The 13,014-nt window shown below is 64.5% G+C and carries 11 protein-coding genes; 2 read left to right on the forward strand and 9 right to left on the reverse strand.

Annotated features, from left to right (window positions below):
• Positions 1–112: 112 nt before the first annotated feature.
• Positions 113–2,293, forward strand: a complete 2,181-nt coding sequence (locus K3163_RS01735; RefSeq protein ID WP_221551413.1) for a TonB-dependent receptor — start codon at positions 113–115, stop codon at positions 2,291–2,293.
• 59 nt (positions 2,294–2,352) lie between these two features.
• Here K3163_RS01735 and K3163_RS01740 read toward each other — a convergent pair whose 3' ends face one another.
• From K3163_RS01740 to K3163_RS01755, 4 genes are all read right to left on the reverse strand, one after another.
• Positions 2,353–3,528: a saccharopine dehydrogenase family protein gene (locus K3163_RS01740; protein WP_221551415.1), complete on the reverse strand. Its 1,176-nt coding sequence runs from the start codon at positions 3,526–3,528 to the stop codon at positions 2,353–2,355.
• An 82-nt stretch (positions 3,529–3,610) separates the two neighbouring features.
• Positions 3,611–4,165, reverse strand: coding sequence for a dCTP deaminase (gene dcd / locus K3163_RS01745; protein ID WP_221427078.1), 555 nt, complete (start codon positions 4,163–4,165; stop codon positions 3,611–3,613).
• Between the two features lie 72 nt (positions 4,166–4,237).
• A complete protein-coding gene (locus K3163_RS01750; protein WP_221551418.1) occupies positions 4,238–6,190 on the reverse strand; it encodes a hypothetical protein in 1,953 nt (650 codons plus the stop codon).
• Entirely contained in the window at positions 6,187–6,618 is a 432-nt protein-coding gene (locus K3163_RS01755) for a hypothetical protein (RefSeq protein ID WP_221551420.1), read from the reverse strand. The genes K3163_RS01750 and K3163_RS01755 overlap by 4 nt, the downstream gene beginning before the upstream one ends.
• A gap of 109 nt (positions 6,619–6,727) precedes the next feature.
• Here K3163_RS01755 and K3163_RS01760 point away from each other — a divergent pair, with 109 nt between their 5' ends.
• Positions 6,728–7,969: a glycosyltransferase family 4 protein gene (locus K3163_RS01760; RefSeq protein WP_221551421.1), complete on the forward strand. Its 1,242-nt coding sequence runs from the start codon at positions 6,728–6,730 to the stop codon at positions 7,967–7,969.
• On the opposite strand, the gene K3163_RS01765 is transcribed toward K3163_RS01760, so the two are convergent.
• The 5 genes from K3163_RS01765 to K3163_RS01785 form a co-directional block, all read right to left on the reverse strand.
• On the reverse strand, positions 7,966–9,195 hold the full coding sequence (locus K3163_RS01765; protein ID WP_221551423.1) for a WcaI family glycosyltransferase: 1,230 nt from the start codon (positions 9,193–9,195) through the stop codon (positions 7,966–7,968). The genes K3163_RS01760 and K3163_RS01765 overlap by 4 nt on opposite strands.
• A 7-nt stretch (positions 9,196–9,202) precedes the next feature.
• Positions 9,203–9,829 carry a hypothetical protein gene (locus tag K3163_RS13670; RefSeq protein ID WP_221427073.1) on the reverse strand — a complete coding sequence of 209 codons (627 nt, stop codon included), beginning with the start codon at positions 9,827–9,829 and terminating at the stop codon, positions 9,203–9,205.
• A 74-nt stretch (positions 9,830–9,903) separates the two neighbouring features.
• A complete protein-coding gene (locus K3163_RS01775; protein WP_221551425.1) occupies positions 9,904–10,701 on the reverse strand; it encodes a DUF1295 domain-containing protein in 798 nt (265 codons plus the stop codon).
• Positions 10,694–11,323, reverse strand: a complete 630-nt coding sequence (locus K3163_RS01780) for a lysophospholipid acyltransferase family protein (RefSeq protein ID WP_221551427.1) — start codon at positions 11,321–11,323, stop codon at positions 10,694–10,696. Before K3163_RS01780 ends, K3163_RS01775 begins: the two co-directional genes overlap by 8 nt.
• Positions 11,324–11,393: 70 nt before the next feature.
• The gene (locus tag K3163_RS01785) at positions 11,394–13,004 is read right to left on the reverse strand and encodes a carboxyl transferase domain-containing protein (RefSeq protein ID WP_221551429.1); all 1,611 of its coding nucleotides are present in this window, start codon (positions 13,002–13,004) and stop codon (positions 11,394–11,396) included.
• Positions 13,005–13,014: the final 10 nt, after the last annotated feature.

Below are 13,014 nucleotides of genomic sequence, written 5' to 3' on the forward strand. Positions count from 1 at the left end.
TCCATATCGAGAACGAACACCACACGGCCCTGCCGTGCGGTTCGTCGTGCGTATATGCAATTCGTCGCGAAATGCATTGCAGTTGCATAATGAAACGTTATTACGCGCCGATATGTTGTATCACACCGCATCGCTTCGCCGCAGCCTCGCTGCATCGTTGTCACTGATTGCCGTGGCCGCAGCCACCCCGGCACTGGCGCAGGATCAGTCCGCCGAGGAAGAGGTCGAAACGACCGCTGCCGAGGACGACCTGCACAATCGCCGGATCGATACCGACGGCACTATCATCGTCAGCGCCGAGGGCTTGCGCCAGTTCGACCTGCTTGCCGGCACCAGCGTGATCGACGGCGAAGAGCTCGACCAGAACATGGACGGCCAACTCGGCGAAGTGCTGACCAGCCTGCCCGGCGTGACTGCAACCGGCTTTGCACCGGGTGCCTCGCGCCCGATCCTGCGCGGCTTCTCCGGCGAGCGCGTGAAGGTACTGGTCGACGGCATCGGCGCCATCGACGTGTCGAACACCTCGGCCGACCACGCTGTCTCGATCGACCCGCTGACCGCCGAGAGCATCGAGGTCCTGCGTGGCCCTGCAGTCCTCCTCTACGGTAGCCAGGCTATCGGCGGCGCCGTCAATGTCATCGACAAGCGCATCCCGCGGCGCGTTCCGGCAGAGGACTTCCATATCGACGCACTCGTGCGTGCCGACACCGTCTCCGACCTGCGCGAAGGCGGTGCATCGCTCGATGTGCCGATCGGGGGTGGCTTCGTCTTCCATGTCGACGGCGTCTATCGCGAGACCGACGACCTCGATGTGCCCGGCTTCCTCCTTTCCGACGACCTGCGTGCCGACCTTCTCGCCGATGCAGCGGAAGAAGAGGCCGAGGGTGAATTCGAGGAAGCCGAAGAGCTGCGCGAGGCAGCCAATGCGGAAGGCACGATCTTCAACAGCGGCACCGAAACCTGGGCCGCCAATGGCGGCTTTGCCTTCTTCAAGAACGGCTCCAGCCTCGGCGTATCGGTGGGCGTTTACGACACGTTCTACGGTGTCCCCATCCTTCCGGGTGCCCATCACCACGAGGAAGATGGCGACGATGCTGATCTGGGTGCCGAGGAAGAAGGCCCCGAGACCGTGAGCATCGGCCTGCGCCAGTATCGCGCGGACATGCGCGGCGATATCCTGCTCGGCGATGGTTTCTTCGAGCGCCTGAAGATCCGCGCCGGCTATTCCGACTACACCCACACCGAATTCGAGGGTGACGAGGTCGGCACCGTTTTCGATGTCCAGGGCATCGAGGCCCGTGCCGAGCTGGTGCAGAATACGGGCGGCGTGCTTCGCGGCTCTGTCGGCACTCAGATATATATCCGCGATTTCCAGGCAGAGGGCGCAGAGGCCTATGTCGCGCCGAACAGCACCCAGCAGCTCTCGTTCTTCACCCTGCAGGAATACGGCAATGGCCCGCTCCAGCTCGAAGGCTCGCTGCGTTTCGAGAACACCGACGTGAAATCCACGCCGCTGGGCATCGAGCGCGATTTCAGCGCGTTCTCCGGCGCGGCCGGTCTGGTCTACGAACTGACCCCGAGCTTCCGCACCGGCATCAACCTCTCGCGCGTGGCGCGTGCGCCCAGCGCCGAGGAGCTGTTCTCCGAAGGACCTCACATTGCCACCCAGCAGTTCGAGATCGGCGATCCCGACCTCACCCTTGAAAAGGCATGGGGCGTCGAGGTGTTCGCGCGTGGCAGCCTTGGCCCGGTGGACCTATCGGTCGCCGCTTACCGCCAGTGGTTCGACGACTTCATCTACCTCAGTGGAACCGGCGCCGAAGAGGACGATCTTCCCGTGTTCGTCTACCTGCAGGAAGACGCGACCTACACCGGTTTCGAGGGCCAGCTCGCCTGGAACTTCATCGACACCGACGGACTGGACGTGACCGCCGACCTGCGCGCATCCTATATCGATGCAGAGCTCGACAATGGTTTCAACGTGCCGCGAATCCCGCCGCTCAGCCTGCTGGGTGCGCTGGAGGCCGACACCGGCAACCTGACACTGCGCGGCGAGGTCGAATGGTTCGACGACCAGACCGAAATCTCGCCCTTCGAGACGGAGACCGACGGGTTCACCTTCGTCAACGCCTCGGCAACCTGGCGTCCGCTGGCCGACGATCCGACGCTGGCCGTGATCCTCAAGGCGGAGAACATTTTCGACGAGACCGGTCGTCGCCACTCGAGCTTCACGAAAGAATTCGTGCCTCTCCCGGGCCGCAATGTGAGCGTCTCGGTGCGCCTGAGCATCTGATCGGAACGATCAGTCCGGAAGATCGAGGGGGAGCGCCGGGCGCTCCCCTTTTTCTTTGGTCAGTCCTCGACCGCGAAGGTGAGGTGCGCATGGTCGCGCAGGCGCTCGACCAGCGCTTCGCCGAGGAAGGAACCGGGCGTACCAACGCCGCCCTCCGCATCGCTTTCCAGCAGCGCCATACCGGTTTCGCCGATCATGCGGCTGGTTGAACCGTAACCCGGATCGAACTTGCCCTTCACGCCATACTTGATGGTCTTACCGTCGGGCCATTCGCCCGTGAACAGGACGTCGTAGAAGCCGTTCTCGCGTTCTTCCTTCGTCGGGCCTTCGCCCGGCTTGGGCGGCTTCGCGCCAAAAGGGTTCTTCATCATCTCGACCATGGCATTGGCCGCCGCCTTGCCCGCATCGCCGGGGCTGGTGAGGACCATTTCGTCATAGCGGAAGTCCTCGCCATAGGGATGGCCGCGCAGGAAGTTGGTGCGATGGACGTTCTTCGTGTTGATCGGCGCCATGACGAAAGGCGCGGCCCATTTGCCGAGCTCGTCCTCGTAGTGCGGCACCATGCCCGAGGGCTGTTCGGGACCTTCGAAGCCCGGCGTCAGCGCAAAGGGATCGCGCAGCATGCCGATGATCTTCGGGTTCTTCATCGCCGCCTTCATGGTGGCGCCGAGGCTGGCGGCCGTACCGCCCGAGAACGTCCCCTGCATCGCGCGCACGCGGCCTTTCACGCGCGGCGCGGGCGATCCCTCACGCGCGACGGCTTCCTTCTGAAGCATCAGGACGCCCAGATCGAAGGGGATCGAATCGAAGCCGGAGGAGAAGCAGATGCGCGCGCCGCTCGCCTTGGCGGCTTCGTGGTGCTGCTGGATCTTCTCGGCCATCCAGGCCGGCTCGCCGCACAGGTCGGCATAGTCGGTGCCGGTCTTCACGCAGGCCTCGACCAGCGCATCGCCGTAAAGCTGGTAGGGGCCGACCGTCGTGAGGACGACCTTCGTGCGCTTGCACATGGCCTCGAGGCTCGCCGGATCTTCGGCATCGGCCACGATCATGGGAGTGGTCGAAGGTGCGCCGATCTCGTCGCGCACCGCGGTCAGCTTGTCTTCGCTGCGGCCTGCCATCGCCCATTTCGGGCCATTTCCGGCATTGCCGTACTCGCGAACGAAATGCTCTGCGACGAGGCGGCCGGTGTAACCGGTTGCGCCATAGACGATGATGTCGAATTCACGATCTGCCATGATTGCATCTCCCACTTTCACGGGACGATGTGCGCCGAGCAGATGCGAGAGTCAAAGACGCAGCGTCACCGCCGCATACGGATCAGAGCCGCGGTAGCGTGACGCCGCGCTGGCCCATGTATTTGCCGGCACGGTCGGCATAGGTCACTTCGGGTCGCTCGTTGCCCTGCAGGAACAGGAACTGGCAGGCGCCTTCATTGGCGTAGATCTTGGCCGGAAGCGGGGTGGTGTTCGAGAACTCGAGCGTAACGTGGCCTTCCCATCCGGGCTCGAGCGGGGTGACGTTCACGATGATCCCGCAGCGCGCATAGGTGCTCTTGCCGAGGCAGATCACCAGTACGTCGTCCGGAATCCGGAAGTATTCGACCGTGCGCGCCAGCGCGAAGCTGTTGGGCGGGATGATGCAGACATCGGTCTGCTTGTCGACGAAGCTGTTGCTGGCGAAGTCCTTCGGGTCGACCACTGCGCTGTCGATGTTGGTGAAGATCTTGAACTCGTCCGCCACGCGCGCGTCGTAGCCGAAGCTCGACAGGCCGTAGGAGATGTTTCCCTCGCGGCGCTGGGCCTCGGTGAAGGGTTCGATCATGCCGCGGGTCGTTGCCGCCTCGCGGATCCATTTGTCGGAGAGAATCGCCATGCTTGATTGATTCCGCATGGGCGGCCTCGCGGCAAGCGGGAGGGGCATTTAATCCCCTCCCGTGTGCGGGCATCAGGCGTCGGAGAAGAAGGCTTCCTCTTCCCAGCGCTGCCAGTCGCGGTTGTAGCTGAACTCGATCCAGTCATAAGCGTTGTCGAGCACGCGCGTCTCGCGCACGCCGAATGAGTTCGACGCACCTTTCACGAAGCGGATCGCGCCGGTTGCCCCGTCCTTCACGAAACGTATGCGCTGGCCGTCGACATAGCCGTGATCGGCCCCGCCCAGCGGCGTGCGGGCAAGCGTCATGTCGGCGATGATGCCGCTGGTCATTTCCACCGTCATGAGCGGGGCGCAGGGCAGCAGTTCGCCCGGACCCGAGACCTGCGGCAGCTTGTACCAGCCGCGCGGCCAGAAATTGCTGGTCGGCTCGGAGGAGGCATAGGTCACGCACGGCATGGAAACCGGCGTGGCTCCGCCATGGGGCACGCCGCCACCTGCACTCGCACCGGCGACATGCAGTTCGCAGGAACGATCGATGTAGCCGGTCCAGAAACAGCCGAGCCACTGGTGGCCCTGCTCCTGCGCATAGCGGGTGCGATGATGCGCGATCCTGATCCGCGCGTTCGAGGGTGGCAGTTTGTAGATGCCTGCAGGCGCTCCCGGCACGGGTTCGGTGAGGCTGTCGACCCCGTAAAATTCCAGTGCGTGGATGCCTGTCTTGCGGTCGAGCCAGGATTCGATCGCGAGGTCGGTGTCGCGCAGCGCAAGTGCCTCTCCGCCGTTCAGCGAGATGCCGCAGTCGATCGTCCGGATGCTGCCACGCACCCAGCTGGCGAAGCGTAGCGAGCGGATGTCGCGGAATTCGCAATTCTCGAGCAGCGTGAGCGGCGGAGCAATGGTTTCGTCACGCGTGGGATAGGCCTGCGCGTAATAGACGCCATTGGCCGAACCGCTGCCGAGCCCCATGGCGTCGCAATCGTGCCAGGTGCAATTGCGATAGATCGCACGGTTCTTGGCGACGTCTTCCTGCGCTTGGAAACAGTCGCCGAAGCTGCAGTCGACCGCGAGGATCTCTGCATCGACACCGGGATTGAGCGCGCTGCCATTGCTGGTGGCGAAGCGGCAGCGTTTGAGCTCTATCCGTTCGACCGCGTCGGCCTCGCCTGCGGTGAAGAAGATCTCGCCCTTCCAGCCGATCATGTCGGTGTCGCGGCAGACGATCTCGCCGGCAAAGCAGTCCTGCAGCCACAGCGCCTTGTCGGTGATGTCCCAGCCGTCACCGGTCTGGGCATCGGCGGGCCACTCGTATGCGCCGGTGTGCTGGCGATTGCCCTGCAAGACCAGCCGGTCGAGTTCGAGGCGGCCGATGGAGCGGCTGCCCGCGCCGGGATCGCTGACGTCGCCCTGGAGCAGGAGGCCGCCGCCGCGCCAGACAGCGAGCGTGGGGTCGCTGCCCGATGTGGCAACCAGCTGGTAGTCGCTCTCCGGGTTCCCGCCATAGAGAGCACGAAAATCCAGCACAGTCCGTTCCGCCGCGCAGCCGCGAAGCGCAATCGAGGCGCGCACGACGAGCGGATGCCCGTCCTCGGCGCGCTTGTCCTCGGCGGGCGAGAGGCGCGGCGTGCAATGGAGACGGTAGAGATGCGCTTCGAAGCGTATCTCGCTTGCGCCGACGGCATGGGCGTGATCGATCGCGGCCTGGATCGCAGGCTGGTCGTTGACCGCACCGTCGCCAGCAGCGCCGCCTTGTTCGACCGCGAATGCACCTGCCTCGGGCAGGAGGCGGAAGATGCGCCCGTTCTCGGTTTGGAAGACGAAGCGCTGGTGACCGGCCAAAAGGGCAGCATCACATAGTGCATCGCTGATGTATCGCGCCGCGCCCTTGCCGGGCACCGCATATCCTGTCGATTCGAGGAGCGAGATATCTGCTGGCGGAGAGCGACGGGCGAGGTCGGGGAAAAGCGCGGGAAGTCCCTGCGTCGCGCGGGTGGCGAGTCCCATTGCGGGGAGGGCGAGCGCGCTCATTGCGAAATCCTGTAGCCAAGCGTGCCCGAAGAAATTCGGCAGTCGAGCCATAGCGTGGCGTCGCTTTCGCTTTCCTCCCAAACCGGCTCGCAGGCATTGGCGGTGAAACTGCCCCAGGGCGCTCCCGCAAGCGTGAGCGGCTGGAGGGTCGCGCCGCCGTCGATCGAGCGCTTGAGCGTGACGCTGCCCTCCCAGTCGCCCGTGAGGCTGCAATAGACCGGGGTCATTGCGGCCGGGGCAAAGGGTCCGGCGACCACGTCAGCCGTGCTCTGACCCTCGAGCGGGGCGGGCACGCTCGGCGGAGATGCGTGGACGGGAAGCGGGCGCGCATCGGCGACGAGGGCGAGATTGCCAGTGCCATCGTCGAGGCCGAGCGCGAAGGCAGGCGCGAAGCCGCCGGGGGTCTGCAGGGGAACAGGCTCGCTCATATTTTTGGTTCCTTGATCTGATCGAACGAGCCACACCGGTTAATCACGTGCCTGCGAGTAGGAAAATGCTTTTTGGACTTCGCCTGCAACGCCGCTAGAGCGTGGTGCGATGCAGGTGGCTGTCTTCCATCCCGGTACCCAGCACAGCCGCCAGACGGCTTTGGCCCTGCAGGAGCTTGGCCGGCTGGCCTTCCTCGCGACCGGACTGTTCGATCACCCCGATGAGGCTCTGCGACAGCTCGCACAGCGCCTCCCGCAAGGTCTGGCGCGGCAGGTCCAGGGGGAGCTTGCGCGCTTTGCCTTTGCCCGGTTGGACGCTGACAAGGTTCGCGCGATGCCGGCCTACGAACTGCCTGAACGAATTGCCGCGCGACTGGGTGCTCGCCGGCTGGCAGGAATGCTGGACACGGGATTGAACCGGGCGTTCGGTCGGAAGGTCGCTGCGATGGCAGGGGCGGAGGGGCCGCTGGCGCTTTGGGGCTACGACGGCTCTTCCGCCTCGGCCTTCACCGACAGACGAACGCGCGATTGCTACAAGATCCTCGACCGGACGACAGCCGATAGCCGGTCATGGAACCTGGAGCGCGAGCGGATCGCGGAAACCCATGGCGACTGGCTTGGTGGAGGCTCGCCCGCCTGGAGCAAGCACCGCATCGAGCGGGACGATATCGAATTCGATGCCGCCGACACCATCGTGTGCGGCAGCCCCTTCGTGATGCAGACGATCCGCGAACATTCGCCGGTGCCTGGAGTGGCCGGCAAGCTCGAACTGCTGCCTTACTGCTTCGATGCGGACCTGTTCGCGAGCGAGGAACCGATTTTGCCCGCAGCGAAAGGGGAACCGGTCCGCTTCCTGTTTGCCGGACAAGTGTCCGCGCGCAAGGGCGCGCAACACCTGCTCGAGGCCATCGAATGCCTGCCTTCCGCCGATGCGCGCCTGACCCTGCTCGGTCCTGTCGCCGTGCCGGACAAGATCCTCGCGCGGTATCGTGACCGCGTCGATATCGTCGGCCCGGTCTCGCGCAGCGAAGTCCCCGCGATCATGCGGCAACATCACGCGCTGGTGTTCCCGAGCCATAACGAGGGCTCTGCGGTCGTGCTCCTCGAGGCCATGGCTTCCGGGCTCGCCGTCATCCAGACCGCGGCTTCGGGGATGGGTGCCAGCGCAAGGAGCGGCTTCGTCCTCGAGCGTCCCTCTGCCGGACTTGTAGAGCAGGCCATGCGCAGGTTGATCGACGATCGCGAGATGCTGCAGGCGATGCGCGAAGCCGCAAAGGCAGAGGCCGCCGCGCGCGATTTCGGCGCCTATCGTGCGAGCATTGCTTCCCTGCTGGAGCGCAAGGGCATCTAGCCCAGCAGCCGCTCCAATCCTTCCTCGAAGCAATCGACCACCGACTCCTTCGACCATGCCGTGCGGGCACGCTCGCGCGCGGCATCGCCCATCGTCTTGCGATAGTCCGGATGGGCTGTCAGCGCTTCAATGGCGGTGACGATCGCTGCAGGCGTTTCGGGCGGCACGACGATCCCGCTGCCGACGAGCTCGCGGGCAATGCCGGTCCCCGGCCTCACCGTCGCGACTACCGGCCTGCCCGAGGCGAGCATGTTGCCGAGCTTCGAGGGGAGAACGAGATCTGCAGCGTCGTGCAACTGCGGCAGCAGGTGGATGTCGGCCATGGTCAAGAGGTCGCCCATGCGCTCTTCCGGCTGGAGGTCGTGGAAGGTCACGTTGGGCAGCCCTTGGGCAAGTGCCTCGAGGTTCTCGCGATTGGGGCCTTCGCCGCAAATGACGAAAAGCACGTCCTTGCGATCCGCCATCAATCGCGCAGCCTCGATCACCACATCGAGACCCTGCTTGTTGGCGATATTGCCAGAATAAAGCGCGACCGTCCTGTCGCCGACACCCCAGGCCTCGCGGTAATGCCGTCGGTCGCCACTGGCGATCGAACCCGAGTGATTGGCCCAGTTGCGCATTTCGAGGATGCGTTCTTCGGCTACGCCTTTCTCGCGAAGCAGATCGCACATCGGCTGGCTGATGGTCGAGACGATGTCTGCCGAATGCAGCATGCGGTCCTCGAAGCGCGCGGCCGCATCCGCCGTACGGCTTCCGCGATCGATGAGCCCGGTGGCGAGCGCAGCGCCGACCTCGAAATCCTGTACGTGCAGCCACAGCGGCACGCCGGCCCGGCGCGCCATGCGCATGGCGACGGGAGCGGCGATCATGGCCGGCGCCACAGTGAACACGAGGTCCGGTTTCATCTCGCGGCGGGCCCTGCGTGCGGCCGGATAGGCGCTGCTGGCAAAGCTCGCGTGATGGGCGATGCGCCGCGAACCGGTCGGGTTGGCGGGGATGTAATGCGGGCAACGGGTGATGTTTACGCCCGCCTCGACCGAGGATTTCCACCTTCGCTTGAAGCGCGGATAGAGTTTCCATTCGGGATAGTAGGGCTGGCCCACGATGGCGCGCACCTCGTGACCGCGCTCGACCAGCGCTTCTGCGAGACCGGCACTGTACGGCCCGATGCCGATCGGCTCGGGAGCGTAGTTCAGTCCGATGAATAGGATGCGCCGGCCCGCCATAGAGCCGTCACGCCGCGTGCAGACCCTTGGTCGATTTTGCCCCGCCGTCCGCTGCCACGAGGCCATCGAAGATCGCATCAACAATATGCGCGAGCTTGTCTTCGGTAAGCCGGTCCCCGAGCATGGCGATGCTGTAGGGCTGGAGATAGGTCGAAACGATCTGGTTGATCACCGATCGCGCGAAATCGACGTCGAGGCCCTCGAGATGGCCTTCGGCCTGGGCCTCCGCGATGATCTCGCACAGGTAGTGGTCGCCGAGGTCGATGTAGCTTTGCGCATATTCGAAATAGCGCTCGCCCATTTCGATATAGAGGCGGAAGGAAGTCGGGTCCTCCTGGAAGCTCTGCTGCAGGCGGACAAATCGCCGGGCGACGAACTCGTACATCTTGCGGCGCGGGGGAAGCTCGCTCCCCATCACGTCGTCCATGATCGCGATATAGGGCGCGAACCACTCGCCGGTGATCGCATCGAGAAGGTCGCTTTCCTCGGGGAAGACGGCATCGAGCCGCGAGCGCGCGATCTTGAGCTCGGCAGCGAGCCGCATCCGGGTCACTTCCTCGCCGGTGCGCTCCATCAACGCCATCGCCTCGCGGGCGAAGCGGCTGCGCATCTGATCGATTTCGTCTTCGCTCACTGGCGTCGGTTCCCCTCAAGAATGGCGCCAATGTAGCCATTCGAGCGCAGGGTTAAACCCCCGAGAGGCCCCGATTACGCGCTTTTCTTGGGCGGCATGGGAATGAAGGCCGAGGTGCGCTTCTTGTATTGCTCGTATCCGGGGCGCGAATACTTCATGCCCTTTTCGAGCAATGCCGCGCCCGACCACTTCACTAGCGTGAAGGTCAGGAAGAGCGGACCGGCCACGGTCCAGAGGGCAATGTCCCAGCTGACGCTCGCCGCGACCAGCCAGATCCCCCACCATGCACAGGCGTCGCCGAAATAGTTCGGGTGACGGGTATAGCGCCACAGGCCCTTGTCCATGACCTCGCCCTTGTTCGAAGGGTCTTTCTTGAACTGCGACAGCTGCCAGTCGCCTACCCACTCGAAGAAGATGCCCACGAGGTAGAGCGCAAGACCGGCGATCGTCAGCGTGGTCACCTGCTGCGCGGGATCGCTCGACAGGATGCCGACCTGTGCGGGCGAGGAGACGAGGAACAGCAACACCGCCTGCCCGAGCCAGATCTTGGTCAGTGCGGCAAAGGCGAAACGGCCTTTCTCGCGGTCCTTCCTCAGCATGCGTTCGTAGCGCTTGTCTTCGCCTTCTTCGCGCCAACGTCGCAGGAGGTAGATGCCGAGCCTGAGGCCCCAGGCCGCGGTCATCGCCAGCAGCAGGTGGGCAAGTATCCCGCGCTCTTCCAATTGCAGCCAGCTGGTGAAAGCCATCAGCGCCATGCCCGCGCCCCAGAAGCTGTCGATGAAGGACACATCGTCGATCTTCACCGAGATTGCCCAAAGGACCAGCACGACCGCCACCAGTACGGCGGCATTCACAAGCAGCATCTCAACCATCGGCGCGTTCCTCCTCGATCAGCTTTTGGGCCTGCGCTTCGAGAACGTCGAAGCGATGGTAGCCCGGGAGCTTGGACTGCATGAAGCGGGCGATTTCGGCGAGCGTTTCGCCGTAGCTTTCGGTCGGTACGATGGGTGGGCCGAAGCCCAGCGTCATCGTGTCGTTGTTCACATAGGCGGGCACGATCGGCACGTTCGCCGCGCGGGCGATATGATAGAAGCCGGATTTCCAGCTGCCGTCGGTCGAACGGGTGCCTTCCGCCGCGATCACGAGCGCCAGCCGCTCACGCTTCCTGAATTCCTCTGCGACCTGCTCGACATAGTTGGCCCGCTTGGTACGGTCGACGGGGATGCCGCCCATGTCGAACATGAAGTTGCGCATCATGCCCTGGAAGAGCGTGTGCTTGCCCATGAAATTCGGCTGCACGCCTTCCTCGGCCGTGGCGCCGATGAAGAACACGAAATCCCAGTTCGATGTGTGCGGTGCGCCCGCGATGACGAACTTGTCGATGTCGGGCAGGCGACCGTCGAGCTTCCAGCCCTTCCAGCGATACAGCACCATGATGATGCGCCGCACGATCCGGCTCAGCAGCGACGGCTTTCGAAAATTGGCTCTGGGCATTCTCTCTCCTGCCTGCGAGGCCTAGCAGCTACGTAGCGGAATGCGAGAGGGATGCGCGGTTTTCCGCCAATTACATCCGGAACACGCCGAACTGCGGCTTCTCCGGAATCGGCGCCTCGAGCGTTGCCGAGAAGGCCAGGCCGAGCACGTCGCGGGTCTGGACCGGATCGATCACGCCGTCGTCCCACAGCCTCGCGGTAGCGTAGTAGGGATTGCCTTCGTCCTCGTATTTCTGGCGGATCGGGGCCTTGAATGCCTCGGCCTCTTCCTCGCTCCAGCTGTCGGCATCGCGGTGGACGGTGGCGAGGACCGATGCGGCCTGTTCGCCGCCCATCACGGAAATGCGCGCATTGGGCCAGGTAAAGAGGAAGCGCGGGCTGTAGGCGCGGCCGCACATGCCGTAATTGCCCGCACCGAAGCTGCCGCCGATCACCACGGTGACCTTGGGCACGGTGGCCGTTGCGACTGCGGTGACCAGCTTCGCGCCGTGCTTGGCGATGCCTTCGGCCTCGTACTTCCCGCCGACCATGAAGCCGGAGATGTTCTGGAGGAACAGGAGCGGGATGCGGCGTTGCTGCGCGAGCTCGATGAAGTGTGCGCCCTTGCGCGCGCTCTCGGAGAACAGCACGCCGTTGTTGGCGAGGATCGCGACCGGCATGCCCCAGATATGCGCAAAGCCGCAGACCAGCGTGCTGCCGTAATGCTGCTTGAACTCGTGGAATTCGCTGCCGTCGACGAGGCGGGCGATGATTTCCTTCACGTCATAGGGCGCGCGGACGTCTTCGGGCACGATGGCATAGAGGTCTTCCGCGTCGAACTTGGGCGGGCGCGGCTCCTTGAGCGCTACGTCCTTCGCCGCGCCGGTGTTCGCGCCCAGCTGGCTGACGATGTCGCGCACGATGGTGAGCGCATGCTCGTCGTTCTCGGCCAGGTGATCGACCACGCCCGATTTCTTGGCGTGGAGGTCGCCGCCGCCAAGGTCCTCGGCGCTGATTTCCTCGCCCGTCGCGGCTTTCACCAGCGGTGGGCCTGCAAGGAAGATCGTGCCCTGGTTGCGCACGATGATCGTCTCGTCCGACATGGCGGGCACGTAGGCGCCGCCCGCGGTGCAGCTGCCCATGACGCAGGCGATCTGCGGGATGCCCAGCGCGCTCATGTTGGCCTGGTTGAAGAAGATGCGGCCGAAGTGATCGCGATCGGGGAAGACCTCTGCCTGGTGTGGCAGGTTCGCGCCGCCGCTGTCGACGAGATAGATGCACGGCAGGCGGTTTTCCTGCGCGATTTCCTGTGCGCGCAGGTGCTTCTTGACCGTCATCGGGTAATAGGTGCCGCCCTTCACGGTGGCATCGTTGCACACGATCATCACCTGCCGCCCCGAAACGCGGCCGATCCCGGCAATCATTCCCGCGCCGTTGATCTCGTCCTTGCCGTACATGCCGTTGGCGGCGAGCTGGCCGATCTCGAGGAAAGGGCTGCCCGGATCGAGCAGGCGCTCGACCCGCTCGCGCGGCAAAAGCTTGCCCCGCCCGACATGCCGTTCGCGGCTGCCTTCCGAGCCGCCGAGTGCGGCTGCGGCAACGGTGGAGCGCAGGTCTGCTGCGAGCGAGGTGTTGTGCTCGAAGCGCGCCTTGGCATCGGGTGCCTCGCGGTCGAGCGTGGAAGTGAGAACGGGTGCGGTCATGGTGTCGGGC

Source organism: Qipengyuania xiapuensis (assembly GCF_019711395.1).
GTDB lineage: Bacteria > Pseudomonadota > Alphaproteobacteria > Sphingomonadales > Sphingomonadaceae > Qipengyuania > Qipengyuania xiapuensis.

What these genes read in the sequence shown, in the direction of transcription:
- K3163_RS01735 (WP_221551413.1), top strand. Translation starts at nt 113, where the DNA reads ATGTTGTATCACACCGCATCGCTTCGCCGCAGCCTCGCTGCATCGTTG.
- K3163_RS01740 (WP_221551415.1), bottom strand. Translation starts at nt 3,528, where the DNA reads ATGGCAGATCGTGAATTCGACATCATCGTCTATGGCGCAACCGGTTAC.
- dcd (WP_221427078.1), bottom strand. Translation starts at nt 4,165, where the DNA reads ATGGCGATTCTCTCCGACAAATGGATCCGCGAGGCGGCAACGACCCGC.
- K3163_RS01750 (WP_221551418.1), bottom strand. Translation starts at nt 6,190, where the DNA reads ATGAGCGCGCTCGCCCTCCCCGCAATGGGACTCGCCACCCGCGCGACG.
- K3163_RS01755 (WP_221551420.1), bottom strand. Translation starts at nt 6,618, where the DNA reads ATGAGCGAGCCTGTTCCCCTGCAGACCCCCGGCGGCTTCGCGCCTGCC.
- K3163_RS01760 (WP_221551421.1), top strand. Translation starts at nt 6,728, where the DNA reads ATGCAGGTGGCTGTCTTCCATCCCGGTACCCAGCACAGCCGCCAGACG.
- K3163_RS01765 (WP_221551423.1), bottom strand. Translation starts at nt 9,195, where the DNA reads ATGGCGGGCCGGCGCATCCTATTCATCGGACTGAACTACGCTCCCGAG.
- K3163_RS01775 (WP_221551425.1), bottom strand. Translation starts at nt 10,701, where the DNA reads ATGGTTGAGATGCTGCTTGTGAATGCCGCCGTACTGGTGGCGGTCGTG.
- K3163_RS01780 (WP_221551427.1), bottom strand. Translation starts at nt 11,323, where the DNA reads ATGCCCAGAGCCAATTTTCGAAAGCCGTCGCTGCTGAGCCGGATCGTG.
- K3163_RS01785 (WP_221551429.1), bottom strand. Translation starts at nt 13,004, where the DNA reads ATGACCGCACCCGTTCTCACTTCCACGCTCGACCGCGAGGCACCCGAT.